We start from the raw sequence: 22,753 nt of genomic DNA, 5'->3' as shown, positions 1-22,753 counted from the left end.
AAGAAGAAGTAATTTTATAAACTGAAATTATTTTAAAATAATACTCTTCGAATATGACTTTTATTCATCGTTCTCTTATTGGTTTGCTCTTATTATCTATTCCTGTATTTGCACAAAAAAATGCTTTTCAAGTTGTTCCTCTTGGAGTAAAAGGGGGAATCGACGAAAAAAATCTCTCAGCCTATTTGGTCGCTCCTATAAATACCAATGATTACATCTGTCTTGATGCGGGGACTATAAATGCTGGAATCGAAAAAGCAATTGACAATAAAGTTTTTACCGTTTCATCAAATGAAGTTTTAAGAAAGTATATCAAAGGATATTGTATTTCTCATGCGCATTTGGATCATGTTTCGGGCTTGATCATTAACTCGCCAGCAGATTCTTCCAAAACCGTTTATGCTACCAAAAAATGTATGGAAATGATGGAAAAGCATTATTTTAATGGTGAAACTTGGGCTAATTTTGGTGATGAAGGTGTGGGTTTTCAGTTAAAAAAATACCATTTTAAAACGCTTGCCATTGGGGAAGAAACCAAAATCACCAATACCACAATGACCGTAAAAGCGTTTCCGCTAAGTCACGTGAATCCTTTTGAGAGCACTGCTTTTTTAATCCAAAACGGGAGGGATGCTGTTTTGTATTTGGGTGATACTGGGCCTGATTCAGTTGAAAAAAGTAATGATCTAAGCGAATTATGGCAAGCTATCACTCCTTTAATTCAAAACAAACAGTTAACAGGAATTTTTATTGAAGTTTCGTTTCCAAACGAGCAACCGGATAATCTATTGTTTGGGCATTTAACTCCCAATTATTTATTGAAAGAATTGCATAAACTGGAAGATTTAAGTGGTAAAGGAAGTTTAAAGAATATCAAAATTATCATTACTCATTTGAAACCGCCAACCAAAAATATATTAAAAATCAAAGAGCAATTACAAAAACAAAATGATTTAGGTGTACAATTAGTTTTTCCTGAACAAGGAAAGGTTTTTGAACTTTAGACCTAAAATTAACCACAAGGTTCGCAAAGTCTTACGTAATGATCGCAAAGCTTTTCGAACTTTAACGTTACTTCCAAATCCAACTTTACTTTTTCTCTTTTATCAAATAAATATAAACGGGAAAGTGGTCGCTAAAACCAATTTCCGTGAGTGAATGCCGTAACGGATATCCTTTGTATTTTCCGCTTTGCTGAATTAAAAAAGTCTTGTTGTAAATTCCCGCTTTCCAATATTGAAAAGAGCTGTAGTCCTTTTGCAACAGCGATCCCGAAACCATGACTTGGTCAAAAATATCCCAAGCGTCCCGAAAAGCAATCGTTCCCAATCCTTTATTGGCCATTTCTTCGAATGGGTTATAAATCTCTAATTCTCCAACATCCTGCATTTTGCCTTTGGCTTCCAATGTTTTTTTTACACTATTATTAAAAGGACTGTCGTTTAAATCTCCCATTGTTATCACTTTCGTATTAGGATTGATGCGTTGCAAAGAATCAATGATTTTTTTGTTTAAAGCTCCCGCAGCTTCCCGAAACGGACTCGATTTCTTTTCACCTCCAGCTCTTGATGGCCAGTGATTGACAATAATGTGAATTTCTTCCCCATTCAAAAAGCCTGTAACCAGCAATTGATCTCTGGTGTAAACTCTATGGTTTTTTGTGCTGATTTGCACAATATCTTCGTTGTCTACATTATCAGACAAATCCGTTTTCGCAACTTCTTTAGTCGGTTGCTCTCCTTTATATACATACAACGGAATATTGATGTAACTCGTGGGCTGAAATTGTTTCTTTTGATACAATAAAGCAACGTCGATTCCTCTTTTATCAGGCGAATCAAAATGGATAATTCCATAATCCTTATCCATTAATTTAGGTTGCTTGATTAAATCTTCCAGAACGCCTTGGTTTTCAATTTCGGCTCCGCCAATGAAAGTTGGGGAATTAGGATTTTCTCCAGTTCCAATCTCTGATAGAACCCGTGCCAAGTTTTCTAATTTTTGCTTATATTTTTTGGTGTTCCAATGTTGACTCCCGGTTGGAGTCCAATCCTCGTCATTGGCAATGGGATCATTGATTGTATCAAAACAGTTTTCAAAATTATAAAATGCCACCGTGTGTATTACAAAAGCCTTAGATTGGGCATTGCTTTTTGAAATTAAAAATAATAAAATCAAATAAAAACAGCTCTTTTTGAATACCATTGCACTTTTCAAATTGGGTTTGCGTTTTGTAAATATAGTAATTTGATTACAATTATTTGTTGTCTTTCAGAAATGTATATCTTTGCTTTAACTCAGAATCAGTATAACAATTCATTTCCAAAAAATACAGCATGCATACCAATCCATTTTCTTTTATTCCAAAACAAGGTGTTTTGTATCCAATGCTATTGCTTATTTTTGTTTTACAATCTATAAACAGTCAAGCTCAAACTACTATGATTACACCACCTTATTTACAAAAAGGAGATACCGTTGCAATTGTGGCAACCGCCAGAAAAAATGTTGATGACAACTTGAAACCTACTATAGATTTATTGCATTCTTGGGGTTTGGAAGTTGTTATTGGAAGTACAATCGGATTGGATCTAAATCAATTGGCTGGAACAGATGAACAACGCGCCGCCGATTTTCAACATCAAATGGATAATCCAAATATCAAAGCCATTTGGTGCGCTCGTGGTGGTTATGGAACTGTGCGAATCATTGATTTATTGGATTTTACCAAATTCAAGCAACACCCAAAATGGATTGTAGGTTTTAGTGATGTAACCGTTTTGCACAATCATCTGAATACGATGGGGTACAAATCCATTCATGGAACCATGCCGGTTAGCGTTGAGAAAACAGCACCCGAATCGATTTCGTCTTTAAGAACTGCTCTGTTTGGTGACCCGTTACAATATAAAATCGATCCATTCCCGATGAATCGTTTTGGGAAAGCCACTGGAGAATTAGTGGGAGGCAATTTATCTATTTTATATAGTTTAATGGGATCCAAATCAGCAATTGATTGTACTGATAAAATTTTGTTTATCGAAGATTTGGACGAATATCTGTATCACATTGACCGCATGATGATGAACCTGAAACGCAACGGTTGTCTCGAAAGCATCAAAGGAATTATCGTAGGAGGAATGACTAAAATGAAAGACAACGACATTCCTTGGGGTAAAGACGCCAACCAAATTATACAAGATGTAACTCAAAAATACAACATTCCTGTACTCTATAATTTTCCTGCTGGGCACGTTCACGACAACAGAGCCTTGATTATGGGAAACATCGTTAGTATGGATGTGAATGAGAATTGCAATACGGTGGTTTTTAAATAGACGAAAGAATATAGAGAATAAATTAAAGAAAATAGCCTTTATGTAAAACAAAATATTTAAACAATCTCATTAATAACGAATTAAACTTTCTTTTTAAATTGATATTTAATTCTCTTTTTTCTAAAATCTAACTTCAAAAAATGGCTTCACACAACGAACTTGGAAAATTGGGAGAAGATCTTGCGGTAGAGTACCTCAAAAAAAATGGGTACACTATTCTGGATACCAATTGGACATTCCAGAAAGCCGAAATAGATATTATTGCCCAAATAGAAAACACACTTGCCATTGTAGAAGTAAAAACCCGTTCGTCTCTCGAATTTGGTTTACCCCAAGATTTTGTAAAACCCAAAAAAATTCAACTTTTAGTAAAAGCGGTTGATGCCTACGTAACCCAAAGAGATTTGGATATTGATGTCCGTTTTGACATTATTGCAGTCCACAAAGAAGGGAAATCCTTTGCAATTGAACACCTTATAGATGCTTTTTATTATTTTTAAAGAAATTTAACAATGTTATATTTGTAACAAATTGTTTTTTACGTATATTTGCCTGATTTTAAAACAAAAAAACTAAGTACTAACTACGTAAAAACCACAATAAATTATGAAAACAGTTTCTTCAATTGTTGAAAATTACATCAAAACCAAGCCTTTTTTGTTGAATGCATTGTCACTTGGTATAATCAATTTGACTTCTTTGTCAAGAAATATAATGACCGAATTAGAAAGTGAATTTGGAAAAGAGGTAAAACAAGGAGCTGTAGTAATGGCGCTTAAAAGACTTACAGAAGAATTAGATTTTAGATTGAATCACAAAATCAATAAAGTAATAAAAAACATTGGCGAAATCACCGTACGTTCTGCTTTGACGGATTATACATTTGCCGTATCGGATACTGTTTTGAATAAACAAGCCGATTTAATTACAGATATCAACTCGTTACCTGATATTTTTTATACCTCATCCAAAGGAGTAAATGAAACCAATATTGTAGTGAGCAACAGCGTCAATCACTTGGTTGAAAAACATTTTGCTTCTGAAAAACTAATACAAAAGTTGGATAATTTGGCTTCGATAACCGTTAAATTACCAAAAGAGAATATTGTAGTTCCCGGAATCTATTATTTCATTTTCCAACGTTTGGCTTGGGAAGGAATTATCATCAACGAGGTAATTTCAACTTCTAATGAATTTACGATTATGGTTAGTGAAAATGAAGTAGATGTTGCTTTCAAAGTGATTAAAGATTTGAAAAATTAAGATTTATACTTTTTATAATAGAAACGAAGCCAACCGCTTCGTTTTTTTTTTTGGACATATTCAAAAATAACATTTACTAATACCTAAATTTACATTTTAATCGCAAACGGTTCAGAGCATTTCTTTTTGAAATAAACGTATCCGTTAAAATAAACAACACTAAATTTTAACCATATAAGAAATGTAAGTTCATTTAAGTTTGGTTGTAAAAAGTAACAACTTATATGTCCTTACATTTCTTATACGGTTAACCTTTTTAGGACTAAATCTGAAATAAAATCAGGATTATTTATAAACACAATCATTATGTTACCTCTTTCTTATCAAAAGTTAAAAGACCTATTATCAGCAACTATTGATCCCAAACGTATTTTGACCAATCCGTTGCAAACGCTTGCTTATGGAACCGATGCCAGTTTTTATAGACTGATTCCGAAAATTGTAATTCTGGCTCACAACGAAACAGAAATAATCGAAATTATAAAACAAGCGAAATCACTTGATATCGCATTGACTTTTCGGGCGGCAGGAACCAGTTTGTCTGGTCAAGCCATTACGGATTCGGTTTTGGTAGTGGCTACTCATGGCTGGAAAAGTTTTGAACTTTTAGATAATAATACTAAAATTAAATTAGAACCAGGAATTATTGGTGCCAAAGCCAATAATTATTTAGCACCTCATGGGTTGAAAATTGGTCCTGATCCTGCCTCAATTGGAGCCGCCATGATAGGTGGAATTGTTGCCAATAACGCTAGTGGAATGTGTTGTGGAACTGCACAAAATTCTTATCAAACCATAGCCGATATCCGAATTGTATTGAATGACGGAACCATCCTAGACACTGCAGATGCAGAAAGTGTAGCCGCTTTCAAAAAAAACCAAGCCGATTTAATTCAAGAAATAGAAAGCCTTAGAGATGAAATTAAAGATAATGAAACACTTTATCATCAAATTCAAAATAAATTCAAAATAAAAAACACCACGGGTTACAGCATTAATGCATTAGTAGATTATCAAGAGCCAATTGACATCATCAAACACCTTATGGTTGGATCTGAAGGTACGTTGGCTTTTATTTCGAATGTGACTGTAAAAACGGTTATAGACGAAAAATACAAATCCTGTTCTTTGTTAATTTTTAATACGATACAGGATGCTTGCAATGCTACTATTTTATTAAAGTCTAGCCCTGTTGCAGCGGTTGAGTTATTGGATCGAGAATCCATTCGCTCGGTCGAAAACGATGATGATGCACCAGATTATTTTAAAACATTACCTGAATCAGCTTGTGCTTTATTGGTGGAATGTCGAGACAATGATTTGGATAATATGTTGCTAAAACAACTTAAAGTTCGTTCGGAAATCGAATCTATTCCCACTTTTTCGGAATATGAATTTACCTCAAATCCCAAACAATATTATTTCAATTGGAAAGCCCGAAAAGGGCTGCTGCCAACAGTTGGCGGACTTCGAAAAAACGGAACAACAGTCATCATTGAAGACGTTGCTTTCCCTTTGCCACAACTGGCCGATGCTTGTTTGGCATTGAAAGATTTGTTTAAAAAATACGAATACCACGATGCCGTTTTATTTGGCCACGCCTTAGAAGGGAACCTGCATTTTGTTTTCTCCCAAGACTTTTCGAATCAAGATGAAGTTGACCGATACGAAAAACTAATGTCCGAATTGGCACTTTTGGTGGTGGATCATTTCAACGGTTCCTTAAAAGCGGAACACGGAACAGGGCGTAATATGGCACCTTTTGTAGAAAAAGAATGGGGAACGGTCGCCTACGAAATCATGAAACGTATCAAGACTATTTTTGATCCCCATAATAAAATCAATCCAGACGTTTTGATCAATCCAGATCCCAGAGCGCATCTCAAAAACTTAAAACCGCTGCCCGAATCCAATGCTATTATTGACAAATGCATGGAGTGCGGCTTTTGTGAGCCGCATTGCGTTTCCGAAGGTTTGACATTATCGCCACGACAACGCATTGTGATTGCCCGCGAAATCAGCCGTTTGGAAAGCACGAATACTGACCCGCAGAGATTGGCCGACATTCGAAAAGAAGTTACCTATCAGCTGGACGAAACCTGTGCTACCGATGGACTTTGTGCCTTGGCTTGTCCCGTACATATCGATACCGGGAAATTTGTAAAAGAATGGCGTGCCTCCGAACTGGATTCCAGCACTAAAAAAGTGGCGGCTTACATTGGTTCTCATATGGCAGGTACAACAGCCGTTTTGAGAGTTGGATTAAAAATAGTGGCTGCTTTTCATGCTGTACTTGGAACCACTATTATGACTGCATTATCAGATGTCTCCCATTTTATCACTTTTGGGAAAATTCCCAAATGGATTCCTGAAATGCCAAAAGGAGCCGATAAAATAAACACGAATCAAAAGCATTAAAATGAATACAACCACAGATTTAAAGGTCGTTTACTTTCCTTCTTGTATCAATAGAAGTATGGGTAAAAATAGTTTTCAAGAAAGCGATGATCTACAATTAACGGCATTGACGCATCAATTATTGGTTCGCGCCGGATTCACTATAATTTATCCCGAATCTTTAGACACCCATTGTTGTGGTATGCCTTTTTCGAGCAAAGGTTTTGCCGAAGTCAATCACAGCCAGTCAGAAACATTAGAGACAGCTCTTCTCAAAGTTTCAGAAAACGGAAAATATCCTGTGTTGTATGACATGAGTCCTTGTTTTTATCATTCAAATTCAGAATTTTCCAAAGCTCTAAAAATTGTAGATCCAATTGAATTCATGTTGGATTATGTCATGCCTCATTTGACTATTAAGAACAAAAAAGATACAATAGCAGTTTTTCCGGTTTGTTCAGTTAAAAAAATAGGAAAGACGGATCAATTACTTGCTTTATCACAACTGTGCGCCGATACTGTAACCATTATTGATAGCAATTGCTGTGGTTTTGCAGGAGACAGAGGTTTCCTTATCCCGGAATTAAACGAACACGGATTGCGAGAATTAAAACAACAAATTCCTCCTAATTGCAAAGAAGGCTATTCCACCAGCAGAACTTGTGAAATCGGATTGGAAAAAATGAGCGGTATTGATTTTAAATCCATTTTTTATTTAATAGAGGAGATAACCCGATAAAATTTATATCCTTTATTTTCAAATAACAGAAAATAGCAAGAAAACAAGATTCATTATGAAATAACAGCTAAACCGTTAATTCTTAATGAATCTTATTTTTTTATCCCCAATCAAACAGTATTTATAATAGATATCTAAAACATTGTAAACTTTCATTCGAAAACTTCATACCCATTCAACAAAAATCAAAAAACAAGTTTTTTATTAAAATCTCATTGCGAATAATATTTTTATATATTTGTTCATTCTTGAAGCATATTCCTGCTTTAAACTAAGAATATCCTTATTTTAATCCCAAAATTTTAAAGGGTTACTAAATCAATGTCAACAACAAAGGACTTTAGCGAGCAATTGTTGGTAAGTGAACTCAAAGATGGCAACGAAAAAGCATTTCGTAAACTATATGATTTCTATTACCAAGATATCTATGGCTATAGTATCAGTCTTTTGAAATCCAAAGAACTTGCCGAAGAAAATGTACAAGATGTTTTTTTGAAAATTTGGTTGCATCGAGAAAATTTGAATCTTGAACAATCGTTCAAATCCTACCTGTTTACCATTGCCCGAAATCAAGCTTTTAATCTTTTGAATAAAGCTGCAAATGATGTGCTTTTAAAAGAAGAGGTTTTTTACACCAGTGAAAAATCACATTCAGAAGGCGATTTTTCTATTCGCGAAGCCGATTGCAAAAAACTAAAAAAACAGGCCATAAAACAACTTCCACCCAAACGCAAACGCATTTTTAAAATGTCAAGAAAACAGGGCAAAACATATGAAGAAATAAGCCAAGAACTTGGAATTTCGGTCAATACAGTAAAGAGTCATATGAGTAAAGCACTCGAATCCATAAGGATTTTTTTAAAAACTCATGATGGTTTTACCTAAACTAAAAACCCTTTAACAACATAATCACTCCTTGAGGGTGATTTTTTTTGCTTTTTATTGAAATTATTTATAAGCATCAATTAACTAAAAAACAACTACTTACGATATATTTTTATTTTTTTTATGTTAAATTTAAAAAAATTATAACGTTTGAGTAATACTCAACTGCCTTTCAACTGTATTATATAAAGAGCAAACAAAAAAACCTATTCACGATGAATGAAAATTCGGAAATAAAAAAAACACTTCAGAAGTTCATATTAAACCAATGTACTCCCGACGAAATAGATGAAGTGATTGATTATTGTAAAAAAAACAAACTCACCACCGATTTTCCAACCGTTGAAGAGGTAAAAGTTTTATTGAACGAAGTCCCTAAAATGGACAATAGTACTGCTGATCAAATTTTCTCCAAAATTTTAGTTCAAGCTCAAGAAACAGAAGAAATGGAAACCAAAAAATTCCCTTTCAAAAAATATCTGGCTATTGCTGCCTCTATTGTGGTATTGCTTTCTATTGGCCTCTCCTATAAAAATAGAATCCATACTTCAAAAATAAATCCTATCATCAACAGTAATGAAATTACGTTGCAAATGGCAAATGGCGATATTCAAATTATTTCTGAAGGTAAAAAAAGTAAAGTTACCGATGCTGACGGACATGTTATTGGAAAACAAAATGGAAACAAAATTATTTACGATACAGAAACATCTATAGAAAAACTGGTTTACAATACCTTGAAAATTCCGAATGGAAAACGATTTGAATTGCAATTATCAGACGGAACCATTGTGCATTTAAATTCGGGTACCACACTAAAATATCCTGTAAAATTCATCGCCGGCGAGAACCGACAAGTTTATCTGGATGGAGAAGCCTTTTTTGATGTAACAAAAGACAAAAAACATCCGTTTGTCGTGAATGCCGATAAATTGAATATTCGTGTTCTGGGAACTCACTTCAATGTTTCCAGTTATCCCGAAGATGAACAAACCGATGTTGTTCTGGTCGAAGGTTCTGTAGGCTTATATACTGCAAATGAAAAATTTGATGCTACTAAAAATACTGTTCTTAAACCCGGTTACAAAGGAAGTTTCAACAAAAACAACAATAACATCAACACCAAAGAAGTCAATACCGATATGTACACTGCTTGGATGAATGGCGGACTGATGTTTCGTGATATGACTTTTAATAGTATTTGTAAAAAACTGGAAAGGCGATATGATGTCACCATTATGATTAAAAACAACAAATTGGCTAATGAAAAATTCAACGCCAGTTTTGGAGACAAACCCATCGAAAATGTACTAACCTACTTTGATGATGTATATGGCTTCAATTACACCATCAAAGACAATGTAATAACCATTAAATAACCCCTAAAACCAAATAAAAAATGATGAAGTGAATGTGACAAAATAAAAAAATCGGAAAGAGCTGCGAACAATTTCCGATTGAATAAGCGATTGAACCTAACAGATTAAATACAATCAATTAACAAAATTATGAAAAAAAAATTAAAGAATAGCGGAATGCAATTTCCGTTGTTCAAAATTGACCTGAAATTGAAACTAACTACACTATTACTTTTAGTTGCCATTTTTAATTCCCGAGCCGACTCTTATGCCCAAAAGACAAAAGTAAGCTTGGAATTAAACAATACCACTGTGGAGAAGGTTATTGAAACCATTGAACAAAAAACAGATTTTAAATTTATTTACAAATTAGACGATATCGATTTAGATCGTGTCGTGTCTATACATGTAAAAAACCAAAACATCTCAGTTGTCTTAAATTATCTTTTTAAGGGCATCCCAACCGAAATTATCGTTAGAGACACCCAAATAATGCTCAAAAAACCTACGATAACCGTATCCGAAAGTTTGCCCTTTTTACCGCAAACTATACGAGGAAAAGTGGTTGATGAGAACCGAATACCCTTGTCTGGCGCCACTGTTACTGAACAAACTACTAAAAACAGTGTGCTAACAGGTTATGACGGAAGTTTTGAAATTACAGTGCAAAGCAATACAGCCATGCTGGTTGTTACCTATATGGGTTATGTTAAAAAAGTATTTTTAGCAAGCCAAACCAATACAACTATACAACTAGAACCAGAAACAACAAGCTTGAAAGAAGTGGTGTTGGTGGGATATGGTGCAATGTCCAAAAAAGACATTACAGGTGCTGTATCTTCTATCTCAGCAAAAAACATGAATCAAGGTGCAATTGTAAACCCGTTGCAATTAATTTCAGGTAAAATGGCTGGGGTAAATATCAACCAAATAGGAAGTGAGCCTGGATCTACGCCAAGCGTTAGGATTCGAGGATTAACTTCATTAATTGGAGGAAGCGATCCATTGGTCGTTATTGATGGTGTACAAGGAAACCTTGATTTATTAAACCAAATTCCTCCTAGTGAAATTGCTTCTATAGATGTATTGAAAGATGCATCTGCATCTGCAGTATATGGATCAAGAGGTGCTGCTGGGGTAATTCTTGTAAGTACAAAAAAGAGCAAAGACGGTAAAACAACTGTTGAATATACTGGAACAACAGCAGTCGATTACATCCCCAATCCTCTTGAAGTGCTTGACGCTGACCAATGGTGGCAACAAGCCCAGTTAGTAGGTGTTCCTGCTTCGGCAAATCACGGCTCAAGTACAGATTGGTTTAATATTTTAACACAAAGAGGACTTACTCAAACTCATGCTTTAGCATTTGGAGGAGGTACAGACAAATTTAATTATAGAGCTTCTATTAGTGCCATTTTGCAGGAAGGTGTAGTAATCAATTCGAAAAGTGATAAATACATCGGACGTATTCAAGCTACGCAACTGGCTATGGATGACAAATTAAAATTGACTTTTAATTTGAATAGCGGAATTATCAATACAACCAATAGTATTAGTAGCATCGGAAGAGCGGCTTTTACTTCTAATTTGATTACAAACTCTTATTTTGTTAGTCCTACCAATCCTGTTTACAACACTGATGGTACCTATTTTACAGACCCGAATGTCTTCCATTATTTAAATCCGTATGCTGCAGCTGAAACCGCTACAAGTGAAGGTGAAAATGACAATTTATTTGGAAGTTTAAAAGCTGATTTTGATATCATTGATGGTGTGACTGCAGGATGGTTTGGAAGTTGGAGAAAAACTAACAATATGTATGGTTTCTATCTTCCGGCAGAATCAACCGATGCAAATGCGATTGACCAAAAAGGCTTTGCCAATATCAAAAATGAGAAACAAAGCGAAAAGTTAATGGACATCAGCCTTACTTATAAAAAAGTATTGGGTAACCATAACATTAATGTATTGGCCTTGTACGAATGGCAAAATCAAACCTATCAGGGCAGCTTTGCGCAGGCTAGAGGTTTTATAAATGACATTGCCACTTATAATGCACTGCAATTGGGTGATTTTTCGAATGCGAAACCTGGCGATGTAAGCTCTTATAAAAATGACAGAACATTAATCTCATTTTTAAGTCGTGTAAACTACACCTATTTGAACCGCTATTTACTTACTGCCAGTTTAAGAAGAGATGGTTCTTCGGTATTTGGAGAAAACAATAAATGGGGGGACTTCCCATCGGTATCTTTGGGATGGTCAATTGATAAAGAATCTTTTATGGCCAATCAAACCCTCTTCAATGAATTGAAATTGCGTGGTGGATACGGAGAAACGGGTAACCAACAAGGTTTGGAACCACAAAAATCACTTTCTTTAGTGGGTGGTGCGGGTGTTACTTATTTTGGAGGTTCACAAATTACCAACTATGGTATCATTCAAAATGCCAATCCAGATTTGAAATGGGAGAGCAAAAAACAAACCAATATTGGGCTTGATTTTGCCCTTTTGGACAGCAAACTTAGAGGAACAGTTGATGCTTACACAGCAACTACTGATAATTTATTATTCAATTATACGGTTCCACAACCTCCTTATCCGTACAATACGGTTATGGCCAATGTGGGTAGCATACTAAACGAAGGAATAGAAGCTTCTCTTAGTTATGATTTAATCCGTAACGAAAATACAACCCTTACTTTGACTGGGAATGTTTCTTTCATGAGAAATGAAGTCCTAAACTTAAGCGGAAGCATCGATGGTGTACCATTGAACACGAATTTTGTTAGTTGGGGTGCCCCAAATGCTTATTTAGTAAAAGGAAAACCAGTAGGTGCATTTTATACATTACACAGTACAGGAAAGGATAACGCAAACGCCGAGACTGTACTAGACCGAGATGGAAATGGCATTATCGATCAGGGAGCAACAAGCCCTGATAGAGCTTATGATGGTTCTGCCTTGCCTACTTACACATTTGCTTTCAATCCTACTTTCAGATATAAAAACCTTGATGTTTCAGTCCTATTCAAAGGTTCTGGAGGAAATAAAATCTACAACAGTTTAAACAAAAGTTTGAGTTACCAAGAAAGTATTGGTAAATCTAATGTATTGACAAGCTCCATTCCACTAGGAATGTACACTACTCAATACGTCTCTGATTTGTGGCTGGAAGATGGTGATTTTATACGATTCGAAAATATTACAGTTGGCTACAATTTTCCTTTTAAAGATGTTAAATACATTGAATCACTTCGTCTTACCCTTACCGGTAATAACTTAATGTTGTTCACTGATTATTCCGGAATGGATCCAGAAATCAATTTGAGTGGTGGTGGAACCAATTTTGGTAATGATATGGGAATCTATCCTCGTACCAGAAGTTTTGGTTTGGGTTTAAGTGTTAAATTTAAATAGTAAAAGAAAATGAAAATCAAAAATATAGTATTGATAGGAAGTTTAAGTCTCTTATCATTTGCAAGCTGCACCAATTTAGATGAAAATGTCTATGATAAATACCCCGCCCAAACTTTTTATGGCTCAGCAGAAGGAGCAGATGTGGCCCTAGCTGGTGTTTATGCCCAAATTGGTGGAAACTGGGGAGGTGTTGGATATGCTGGTGCCGACAATGGTTGGTATGATCTAAATTGTATGAGTAGCGATGAGCAAGTAATTCCGCATAGAAATACTGGAGACTGGCAATTGGATTTTGCCCAATTGTACAAGCATGAATGGTTACCAACAAGTGCACTCGTGAACAACACTTGGAGCTGGTTATACAAATCCATATTCAATGCCAATTTAGCGATCGATCAATTAGAAAATTCTAAAGCTGATGCTTCTAAAATTGCTGAAGCCAAAGTATTGAGAGCCTTTTTCTATTATTTATTGATAGACGATTACGGAGATGTTCCTTTTTATACAAAAAATGATATTACCGTTGACAAAATTCCACAAGCGAGCCGTAAAGTTGTTTATGATTTTATCGTTAAAGAACTAAACGACAATATCGAATTACTATCTGGTACCAAAGGAGGGAATTACTATGGCCGTTTCAATAAATGGGCTGGTTACACTTTATTGGCCAAAGTTTATTTGAATGCTGGAGTGTATACTGGAACCCCAAAATGGACTGAATGCCTTGCGGTCTGCAGCAAATTAAATGAAGCTGGATTCTCTCTTCACTCAGGAAGTGCAAATGCATCAAGTCCATTAGGAAATAAATATTACGAATTGTTTGGAGATGTACTTCCGGATGACGAAACAATCTTAGCCATTTACACTACTGTTGATGTGGTTTCCCGTAATATTTTTACAGTTCGTAGTCTTAGCGGATCCAATGCTTATGCCTTATTTGGATACAATGGATGGAATGGAACTATCGTCCCAAAAGACTATTACTTAAAATATACCGATACGGATATTCGTAAAAAACAATTCCTAGTAGGTGAACAAGCTGGAGGTGTTAATTACTCTGCTACTGTAACTTCATTAGACAATCCAGGAGCCGGTCCGCAAGAAGGCGTTCGCAACACCAAGTTTTATCCTGCTGGATTAAATAATGGTGGTGGAGCATCCAATGATTTCCCTATTTTTAGATATGCCGATGTAATGTTAATGACTGCCGAATGTAATGTTCGTCTAGGCAATGCGGCAGCAGCAAAACCTCTAGTAGATGCAGTAAGACAACGCTCAGGACTTACAGCACTTGCTGCAGACCCAACTCTTATCGATATTTATAATGAAAGAGGATTGGAGTTGAACTGGGAAGGACACAGAAGACAAGACATGATTCGTTTTGGCACCTTTTTATTGCCAAATGAATTTAGAGGTGCTTCGCAACCGTATAGAAAACTGTTCCCGATTCCTACTGCTGCACTTGATGCAAATCCAGGTTTAAAACAAAATCCAGGTTACTAAAAAAGAACTATCATGAAAAAACATATATATAAGTTACTCGTACTTTGCGCTGTTGCTCTTTTTGGCGCATCTTGTGAAGACACTGTAGAACTAACCACTTTACAAGCCGTTAGCTTTCCATCAGCAATAGAAGCTTCAACAAACACTATAATAATTTCTGATGATAATGCATCCGAATCTGTGGTTGCTATTTCTTGGCCTGCAGTAGTTTATCCTATTCAAGCTCCTGTTACTTACGCTTTGCAATTTGATATTCCTGCAAATACTTCTGGAGAAAAAGCATGGAGTACTGCCATCCGAATTGTAGTTGGCGAAGATGTGTTGAGTAAATCAATAATAGGATTAGACCTTAATAAAATGGCTATCAAATTAGGTTTACCTATTGATGTTGCCGGAAAAATTGCTGTTCGAGTAGAGTCGTATATGGATCATACTATTTATTCTGATCCTATAATTCTAACTGTTACTCCTTATGAAAAACAAGTTGTTTTTGGTGCCATTTACATGCCTGGTAATTATCAAAGTTGGGATGTCAATACCGCAGCGGCTCTTTCAGCTATAGACTCAGGTGTGTTTCAAGGATACGTTACTATTCCGGTAGGAAGCGGCTTAGGATTCAAATTAAATCAAGAACGAAATTGGGCTCAATTTTACGGAGCAGGAGCTTCTAATTTTGATTTACTCAATATGAGCGATACTGATTTCCAAATGCCAGGAGAAGGTTCATATCAAATGACAATAAACCTAAATACTTTAAAATGGAGTTCCATCCCTTATTCTTGGGGAATTGTTGGTGATGCAACGGTAGGAAGTTGGGATAACAGTACACCAATGGCTTATGATCACGTCAATAAAACTTGGAAAGTTACAGCCGATTTAGTTCCCGGAAATGTAAAATTCAGACTTAATAATACCTGGACGATAAACTATGGAGCAAAAAACAATGATGATGGTATTATGTACTTAGACAACCAAGGCGCTTATTATGTAGCCGAAGCTGGTACCTATGCAATCACTTTTACTATAAATGATGTTAACCCAGCCGTTAATGGTTATCCTGCAACCGCTACTTATACCGTTACAAAAATCTAACAAAAATAATCGGGGCAATATCAGAATGGTTTAATTAGTTAGTTAAAAAGGCATCCCTTCTTGTGAAAATGAAGGAAGGGGTGCTCCATTTCAGCACCAAATTACGATTATTATAAAAAACAAAAACAAATGAAAACATACATTAACATCCTTTTTGCTTTATTCTTTACTTCGGTATTAACCGCTTGTAGTGAATCAAATGACACTCAAAATACAGATCCCGTTTACCCACAATATGGCACTCCCTTCGAGAAAATGCCCAGTAAACAAGATGCGATAATTTATCAAGTAAACATTCGTGCTTTTAGTGAGGCTGGGACTCTGAAAGGGGTTCAGGAAAAACTATCTTACATTCAAGAACTAGGAGTAAACGTGATTTATTTAATGCCAATTTATCCTGTAGGACAAGTTAGATCGGCTGGAGGATTAGGCTCCCCGTATTCTGTTAAAGATTATAAAGCCGTAAATACCGAATTTGGGACCCTGAAAGACCTACAGCTTTTGGTTGAAGAAGCCCACAAAAAAAACATAGGAGTCATCTTAGACTGGGTTGCGAACCACACTTCATGGGATAATGCATGGATTACTGCTCACCCGGATTGGTATCAAAAAGATAACAAAGGAAATATCATTATCCCTCCGGGAACCAATTATAATGATGTAGCACAATTGGATTTCAACAATACTGAAATGAAAAAAGGAATGATTGACGCCATGTCCTATTGGGTTTACACTGCAAACATTGACGGTTTCCGTTGTGATTATGCCGATAATGTTCCTCAAAACTTTTGGTCAGAAGCCATTACTGCTCTAAGAAAAATTAAAAATCAAAATTTTTTAATGCTGGCTGAAGGATCTAAAGTAACTCATTTTATATCGGGTTTTGATTATACTTTTGGCTTTGGCTATTTTGGAGCTTTGAAAAAAGTGTTTAGCGAAGGAAAACCAGCAACAACTTTACAAGATGCAAATGCTGCTGAATATGCTACTAATTATGACAACTCCCAACGAATTGTAAGATATACAACAAACCATGATGTCAACTTATCAGATGGCACACCACTGGAATTGTTTGGCGGAAAAAAAGGATCAATAGCCACTTTTGTAGTAGCGGCTTACATGAAATCGATACCTATGATTTATAACGCTCAAGAAGTTGGATATGCAAAAAGAATCGATTATTTCTCTCATACACCTATCGATTGGAGTACTGCCGATTTAGATATGCTAGCAGAATATAAGAAAATTGTTGCTTTCAGAAATTCTAGCGATGCTATCAAAAGAGGATCTTATAGTGGATACAGCAGTGAAGCCATAAGTGCATTCACTATGGAAACCGATACCGAAAAAGTGTTGGTTCTTTCCAACTTGACCAGTTCTGCAGTTAAATATATTGTTCCTGCTCCTCTTTCAAAAATTGCCTGGAAGAATGCTTTTGGTGGAGCATCAGTAACGCTAACTTCCGAAATCACATTTGAACCGTATCAATATATGGTTTTGAAAAATTAGCCCCAAATTAGTTTTCCTATAGTTATTAGGGTTAGTAACTATAGTTAGTTCTGTCCAATCAAGCTCCTCATTTCCAGACACAAATCTGGATTGAAAGGGGCTAGATTGAGGCAATTCGCATCCTCATGTTTTTACTGTAAAGCCACAAAGGCATCAAAGATTTAATTCATAACACTTTTTGTTTACAATTAATTGTATGGTTGTTTAAATTTTTAATACTTCGAAACTATTTGCCTTTGTGCGTCTTTGCTTTAATTTTTAATTAAAAAAACCATACAAATGATTTTTAAACCAATGAAATGAGCATAACCTTAAATTGGTTGCAAACACCAATGATGATATGCGAATTACATATTCATATAAAAAACAAAAATTATCTACATATGAAAAACCGTCTCCATGCGTTATTTCTCCTTATCTGCCTTGCTCCTTTTTTGGCACAAGCGCAAGAAATAAATTCACCCAATAAAAATCTCATTCTAAAATTTGAGCTTACCGCAAATGGCGTGCCGTCTTACCAATTATCCTACAAAGGAAAAGCGGTAATAAAACCCAGCACTTTGGGATTAGAAATCAAAGATGCACCTTCGTTTATTGATGGTTTTTCAATTACAAATACTGCCCAAAAATCGGTTGATGAATCCTGGAATCCTGTTCTGGGTGAGGAAAAAACCATTCGCAACAATTACAGCGAGTTGGTCGTTACTTTGGCGCAGGCCAAAAACAACAACCGCTACATCCGAATTCGTTTCCGTTTATTCAACGACGGATTAGGTTTTCGATATGAATTTCCAAAACAAGACGATTTAAAATATTTTGTCATCAAAGAAGAACACACCGAATTCCAATTGGCCGGCAATCATAAAATTTTCTGGATTCCGGGCGATTATGACACGAATGAATACGCCTACACCACTTCGAAGATTTCCGAAATTCCTTCCTTGATAAAAAAAGCTACGCCTTTTATGAATGCGCAACAGCCCATCAAAGAATTGGCTGTACAAACGCCTTCGATGATGAAATCTGATGATGGACTGTATATTAATATTCACGAAGCCGCTTTGATTAATTATCCTGCAATGTCCTTGAATGTAGATGCTGCAACTTTCAAAATGAGCAGCCATCTTACTCCAGACGCTGTGGAGAACAAAGGCTATATGCAAACCGATACCCAAACGCCTTGGAGAACCATTGTTGTAAGTGATAAAGCTACAGAAATCCTGGCTTCCAAATTGATTCTGAACCTCAATGAACCAACCAATTACAAAGATGTTTCTTGGATAAAGCCTGTAAAATACATCGGAATTTGGTGGGAATATTTCGTGGCGGGCAAAAGCACTTGGGCATATGGGGTTGAAAATAATGTGAAATTAAACCAGGATTTTAGCAAACTTACACCCAATGGAAAACACGGAGCTACAACGGAACATGCCAAAGAATATATTGATTTTGCTTCCGCAAATGGTTTTGACGCTATCCTTATAGAAGGTTGGAACATTGGTTGGGAAGATTGGATTGGCAATTGGAAAGAAGAAGTCTTTGACTTTACAACCGCTTATCCGGATTTTGATGTGAAAGCCGTTCATGAGTACGCTGCCGCAAAAGGCGTAAAAATCATCATGCACCACGAAACTTCAGGTGCTGCAACCAATTACGAACGCCGTTTGGATCGTGCTTTTGAGTTTATGAATGCTAATGGATACGATGCCGTAAAAACAGGCTATGTGGGACAAATCATTCCGCGTGGCGAACACCATGATGGTCAATGGATGGTCAATCATTACATACATGTAGCTGAACGCGCCGCCGATTACAAAATCATGATTGACAGTCACGAAGCCGTTCGCCCTACTGGGTTAAATCGTACCTATCCTAACTGGATTGCACAAGAATCTGCCAGAGGAACTGAGTTTGAAGCTATGGGCGGATTGAATCCCGATCACACCACTATCTTGCCTTTTACGCGTTTGATGGGTGGCCCAATGGATTTTACTCCTGGTATCTTTCAAACCGATCTTAACTATTACAAAACAGGAGGTAACCAACGTGTGAACACCACTTTGGTCAAACAATTAGCCTATTATGTAACCATGTACAGTCCGCTGCAAATGGCTGCCGACATTCCGGACAACTACAATCGTTTCCCAGATGCTTTTCAATTCATCAAAGATGTGGCTGTAGATTGGGACAACAGTTACATACTAGAAGCAGAGCCTGGTGATTATATTACCATTGCCCGTAAAGCAAAAGGGAAAGCAGCTTGGTTCGTGGGTGGAATTACCGACGAGAATGCAAGAACGGCAACTATCGCTTTTGATTATCTGCCTGTCGGAAAAAATTACATCGCCACGATTTATGCCGATGCCAAAGACGCTAGTTGGAATCAAAAACCACAAAACTACATTATTACTAAAGTGATTGTGACTCCCAAAACCGTGCTGAAACAATATATTGCACCTGGAGGCGGTGTAGCCATTAGCATCAAAGAAGCAACAGATGCGGAAATGAAAGGATTGAAGAAAATGTAAAAATATTGTATAAGTAAAACTTCAATCATGAATTTTGAATTAGACTCAAAATTGCAACAAATCAATCTGTAACTTGAACCTTCTGCATTACAACTGCTGCAAGTGTAAATCTTTCGGTTTGGTTACAGTCGTTGCAAATAGAAACAAAAAAAAAGAAGCTTTTGAAGCTTCTTTTTTTGTTTCTATTTTTAAATATTTACAAATTCATTCCTCCCGAAACTTCAATGCGTTGTCCGTTCACCCATTTGGCATCATCAGTGCACAAAAAAGCAACTACACTTCCAATATCATCAGGTAAACCTGCCCGACCTAAAGCAGTCAACGAAGCAACTAATTGATTGAGTTGTTCGTTATCGCGAACTGCACCGCCACCAAAATCAGTTTCTATAGCACCTGGTGCCACAATATTGACTCTGATTTTTCTTGATCCCAATTCCCTAGCCTGATATTTGGTCAATGTCTCCATAGCCCCTTTCATGCTAGCATAAGTCGAATATCCCGGAAATGAAAAACGAGTCAATCCCGACGATATATTTACAATCCCACCTTCATCGTTCATAACTTCCAACGCTTTTTGGGTTAGAAAAAATGGCCCTTTGAATTGAATATTAACCAAATCATCAAATTGATTTGTAGTTGTTGTCGAAAAATTTTCATGAAGACCAACTCCCGCATTGTTGATTAAAAAATCGATTTTATCGGTATCGAAATTGCTTTTTAAAGCCGTTTTAACCTTTTCAAAAAACAAATCAAAACTATCCACATCAGCTACATTCAGCTGAATGGCTACTGCTTTTTGTCCTAACTTTTCGATTTCGGATACTACTTCTTCAGCTTCCTTTTTTTTACTGTTGAAAGTTAAAATTACGTCAAACCCTTTTTTCGCAAGATTCAAAGCCATGTCTTTTCCTAAACCGCGACTTCCTCCGGTAACTAATGCTATTTTATTATTTTTATTTTCCATCTATAATTTTGTTTTAAATTGATAGGACAAAATTAGTAGAGAAGTAAAGCCCAAGAATTGCAAATATCAATCCAGAGTTTGCAAAATTCAAATCAATTTATTTAAACTCGAAAAGCTATAGGCGTTAAAGCGGTTTGTTTTTTGAAAAAATTAGAAAAATGTGCCAACTCTTCAAAACCCAGTGAATAGGCAATTTCCGAAATGTTCCAATTCGTTTCTTTCAATAAAATCTTAGCTTCATGAATCAATCGGTCGCTGATTAACTCAGTGGTAGTCTTGCCTGTGTTTTCTTTTAAAACTTTATTAAGATGATTGACATGAACGGCCAAACGCGTAGCAAAATCTTTGGCCGATTTTAGTTCCAGCCGCTGACGGGGTGACTCAATTGGAAATTGTCTTTCGAGTAATTCTGCAAATAAAGAAGAAACCCTAACTGATGAATTATGTTTGGAATACAAGGCGGTTACGGGTTGCAATTTTTGTCCAAAATGAATCAACTCTGTTACATAATTTCGAATCAAATCGTATTTGTATACATAATCCGAATTGATTTCTTGGTGTATCTTTTTAAAAATCAATTCAATTGCTCCCGACTCTTCCTGTGTCAACTGAAAAACAGGATAACCATCCGTTTGAAAAATTGGTAGCTTATCCATCTCTATTCCGCTTTTATTGTTGTTCAAAAACTCATTGGTAAACACACAAAAATGACCCGATTGCTGGGTATCCCGGGGAACATAATTATAAGGAATTTTGGGTGTGGCAAATAAAAGGGCATTCTCTTCAATTTCAATTACTCGATCTGCATATTCGACTCTGTTTTTCCCTCGTATCAAGCTTATTTTAAAATAAGCTCTTCGATCATACGGCATAACTGGTTTAAGCCTCATCTTTTCAAAAAGCTCTTGGATATTGAAAACATTGAAATGACCAATTTCTTTTTGGATTCCATTGGGCAATAACGAACTTGGTTCCGTATTGGAGTCTCTCGCAATATCTTGGTAGAACTCTTCTATCGATTTTGATTTCATTGGGAATAAATTTGTAAAAATCAAATATACGAAATAGTTATATTATTATTTGACTCCTTTTATTCAATATCAACTACAACACTTTTGACTAAATATTCAATTTCTTTTCACCGACAAAATACAGAATAAAAGCATAGTTGTCTATGTCTTTCACCCAGATTTCAAACCTAAGCAATAACACAATTCTTTTATACATGCCTTTCCTTTGAAAAAACAATGTCGTCTCAAAAAACCCTACCAGTTTATTCTTAATTTATACAAGACTACATCCCAAATGGATCACCAGAATCTATTTCTTCTTATTAAAAACCAGTCCTTTTTTTAACAAAATTTGTCTCTAATAAACTTTGATTTCATTATAGTATACTATTCCGATTTCTATTCTGCTCTCCAAAAAGTGTGATAAACACACTATTCTTTGCGAAATATGACAATCTAATTCAAATAAATTGACGACCTCCTGTTAACTCTTCATGTATAGCAGAAAATATACTATTCTTAAATTATAGAAACTAAAAATTTTCTTCACTGGTAGGTTCAAAATAGAGATGAAAAAAAGTTAAAAAAACAATTCAAAATCACTTCTTTGGCATTATAATCGATAATCAAAAATTATGAAAAGGTCTTTTTTGGACTCGATATTATCCAAAACATCTCCATTCCCATTCTTAGTATTTGCAAAATCCAGAATGCGTAAAACAGCCTAAAATTAGAGACCGTCATAAA

At 35.7% G+C, this 22,753-nt stretch carries 16 protein-coding genes; 13 read left to right on the top strand and 3 right to left on the bottom strand.

The genetic code is table 11. The annotated features are described in order from the left end of the window. The first annotated feature begins 53 nt into the window (after positions 1 to 53). Positions 54 to 1,004: an MBL fold metallo-hydrolase gene (locus KZH69_RS00760; RefSeq protein WP_219315547.1), complete on the top strand. Its 951-nt coding sequence runs from the start codon at positions 54 to 56 to the stop codon at positions 1,002 to 1,004. 85 nt (positions 1,005 to 1,089) lie between these two features. On the opposite strand, the gene KZH69_RS00755 is transcribed toward KZH69_RS00760, so the two are convergent. After that, positions 1,090 to 2,205 (bottom strand): endonuclease/exonuclease/phosphatase family protein, encoded by a 1,116-nt coding sequence (locus KZH69_RS00755; protein ID WP_219315546.1) that lies wholly within the window; start codon positions 2,203 to 2,205, stop codon positions 1,090 to 1,092. A 236-nt stretch (positions 2,206 to 2,441) separates the two neighbouring features. On the opposite strand from KZH69_RS00755, the gene KZH69_RS00750 reads away from it, so the two are divergent. From KZH69_RS00750 to KZH69_RS00700, 12 genes are all read left to right on the top strand, one after another. Further along, entirely contained in the window at positions 2,442 to 3,338 is an 897-nt protein-coding gene (locus KZH69_RS00750) for a S66 peptidase family protein (RefSeq protein WP_219315747.1), read from the top strand. 140 nt (positions 3,339 to 3,478) lie between these two features. Beyond that, a complete protein-coding gene (locus tag KZH69_RS00745; protein WP_219315545.1) occupies positions 3,479 to 3,838 on the top strand; it encodes a YraN family protein in 360 nt (119 codons plus the stop codon). 106 nt (positions 3,839 to 3,944) lie between these two features. Next, positions 3,945 to 4,601 (top strand): aspartate kinase, encoded by a 657-nt coding sequence (locus tag KZH69_RS00740; protein WP_111408296.1) that lies wholly within the window; start codon positions 3,945 to 3,947, stop codon positions 4,599 to 4,601. Between the two features lie 306 nt (positions 4,602 to 4,907). After that, positions 4,908 to 7,019, top strand: a complete 2,112-nt coding sequence (locus KZH69_RS00735) for an FAD-binding and (Fe-S)-binding domain-containing protein (protein ID WP_255557611.1) — start codon at positions 4,908 to 4,910, stop codon at positions 7,017 to 7,019. 1 nt (position 7,020) lies between these two features. Continuing rightward, complete coding sequence (locus KZH69_RS20420) at positions 7,021 to 7,737, top strand: heterodisulfide reductase-related iron-sulfur binding cluster (protein WP_255557610.1); 717 nt, start codon at positions 7,021 to 7,023, stop codon at positions 7,735 to 7,737. 321 nt (positions 7,738 to 8,058) lie between these two features. Then, positions 8,059 to 8,622, top strand: a complete 564-nt coding sequence (locus KZH69_RS00730; RefSeq protein ID WP_219315543.1) for an RNA polymerase sigma factor — start codon at positions 8,059 to 8,061, stop codon at positions 8,620 to 8,622. 215 nt (positions 8,623 to 8,837) lie between these two features. Beyond that, positions 8,838 to 10,001, top strand: a complete 1,164-nt coding sequence (locus tag KZH69_RS00725; protein WP_219315542.1) for a FecR family protein — start codon at positions 8,838 to 8,840, stop codon at positions 9,999 to 10,001. A 129-nt stretch (positions 10,002 to 10,130) separates the two neighbouring features. Continuing rightward, positions 10,131 to 13,400 (top strand): SusC/RagA family TonB-linked outer membrane protein, encoded by a 3,270-nt coding sequence (locus KZH69_RS00720; RefSeq protein WP_219315541.1) that lies wholly within the window; start codon positions 10,131 to 10,133, stop codon positions 13,398 to 13,400. Positions 13,401 to 13,409: 9 nt separating this feature from the next. Continuing rightward, positions 13,410 to 14,903, top strand: a complete 1,494-nt coding sequence (locus KZH69_RS00715) for a RagB/SusD family nutrient uptake outer membrane protein (protein ID WP_219315540.1) — start codon at positions 13,410 to 13,412, stop codon at positions 14,901 to 14,903. 12 nt (positions 14,904 to 14,915) lie between these two features. Beyond that, the gene (locus KZH69_RS00710) at positions 14,916 to 15,995 is read left to right on the top strand and encodes a SusE domain-containing protein (RefSeq protein ID WP_219315538.1); all 1,080 of its coding nucleotides are present in this window, start codon (positions 14,916 to 14,918) and stop codon (positions 15,993 to 15,995) included. A 129-nt stretch (positions 15,996 to 16,124) separates the two neighbouring features. Continuing rightward, complete coding sequence (locus tag KZH69_RS00705; protein ID WP_219315537.1) at positions 16,125 to 17,504, top strand: alpha-amylase family glycosyl hydrolase; 1,380 nt, start codon at positions 16,125 to 16,127, stop codon at positions 17,502 to 17,504. A gap of 383 nt (positions 17,505 to 17,887) precedes the next feature. Continuing rightward, a complete protein-coding gene (locus KZH69_RS00700) occupies positions 17,888 to 20,032 on the top strand; it encodes a glycoside hydrolase family 97 protein (protein WP_219315536.1) in 2,145 nt (714 codons plus the stop codon). A gap of 196 nt (positions 20,033 to 20,228) precedes the next feature. Here the strand turns inward: KZH69_RS00700 and KZH69_RS00695 are convergent, their stop codons facing one another. Together KZH69_RS00695 and KZH69_RS00690 are read right to left on the bottom strand one after the other, a co-directional pair. Continuing rightward, the gene (locus KZH69_RS00695) at positions 20,229 to 20,996 is read right to left on the bottom strand and encodes an SDR family NAD(P)-dependent oxidoreductase (RefSeq protein WP_219315535.1); all 768 of its coding nucleotides are present in this window, start codon (positions 20,994 to 20,996) and stop codon (positions 20,229 to 20,231) included. A gap of 101 nt (positions 20,997 to 21,097) precedes the next feature. Further along, positions 21,098 to 22,027 carry a helix-turn-helix domain-containing protein gene (locus tag KZH69_RS00690; protein WP_219315534.1) on the bottom strand — a complete coding sequence of 310 codons (930 nt, stop codon included), beginning with the start codon at positions 22,025 to 22,027 and terminating at the stop codon, positions 21,098 to 21,100. Between the last annotated feature and the right edge of the window lie 726 nt (positions 22,028 to 22,753).

This window comes from Flavobacterium taihuense (genome assembly GCF_019351435.1).
GTDB lineage: Bacteria > Bacteroidota > Bacteroidia > Flavobacteriales > Flavobacteriaceae > Flavobacterium > Flavobacterium taihuense.
This window is presented reverse-complemented; position numbering and strand designations above follow the sequence as displayed.

Coding starts and splice junctions, on each gene's coding strand:
- KZH69_RS00760 (WP_219315547.1), top strand. CDS start 54: ATGACTTTTATTCATCGTTCTCTTATTGGTTTGCTCTTATTATCTATT.
- KZH69_RS00755 (WP_219315546.1), bottom strand. CDS start 2,205: ATGGTATTCAAAAAGAGCTGTTTTTATTTGATTTTATTATTTTTAATT.
- KZH69_RS00750 (WP_219315747.1), top strand. CDS start 2,442: ATGATTACACCACCTTATTTACAAAAAGGAGATACCGTTGCAATTGTG.
- KZH69_RS00745 (WP_219315545.1), top strand. CDS start 3,479: ATGGCTTCACACAACGAACTTGGAAAATTGGGAGAAGATCTTGCGGTA.
- KZH69_RS00740 (WP_111408296.1), top strand. CDS start 3,945: ATGAAAACAGTTTCTTCAATTGTTGAAAATTACATCAAAACCAAGCCT.
- KZH69_RS00735 (WP_255557611.1), top strand. CDS start 4,908: ATGTTACCTCTTTCTTATCAAAAGTTAAAAGACCTATTATCAGCAACT.
- KZH69_RS20420 (WP_255557610.1), top strand. CDS start 7,021: ATGAATACAACCACAGATTTAAAGGTCGTTTACTTTCCTTCTTGTATC.
- KZH69_RS00730 (WP_219315543.1), top strand. CDS start 8,059: ATGTCAACAACAAAGGACTTTAGCGAGCAATTGTTGGTAAGTGAACTC.
- KZH69_RS00725 (WP_219315542.1), top strand. CDS start 8,838: ATGAATGAAAATTCGGAAATAAAAAAAACACTTCAGAAGTTCATATTA.
- KZH69_RS00720 (WP_219315541.1), top strand. CDS start 10,131: ATGAAAAAAAAATTAAAGAATAGCGGAATGCAATTTCCGTTGTTCAAA.
- KZH69_RS00715 (WP_219315540.1), top strand. CDS start 13,410: ATGAAAATCAAAAATATAGTATTGATAGGAAGTTTAAGTCTCTTATCA.
- KZH69_RS00710 (WP_219315538.1), top strand. CDS start 14,916: ATGAAAAAACATATATATAAGTTACTCGTACTTTGCGCTGTTGCTCTT.
- KZH69_RS00705 (WP_219315537.1), top strand. CDS start 16,125: ATGAAAACATACATTAACATCCTTTTTGCTTTATTCTTTACTTCGGTA.
- KZH69_RS00700 (WP_219315536.1), top strand. CDS start 17,888: ATGAAAAACCGTCTCCATGCGTTATTTCTCCTTATCTGCCTTGCTCCT.
- KZH69_RS00695 (WP_219315535.1), bottom strand. CDS start 20,996: ATGGAAAATAAAAATAATAAAATAGCATTAGTTACCGGAGGAAGTCGC.
- KZH69_RS00690 (WP_219315534.1), bottom strand. CDS start 22,027: ATGAAATCAAAATCGATAGAAGAGTTCTACCAAGATATTGCGAGAGAC.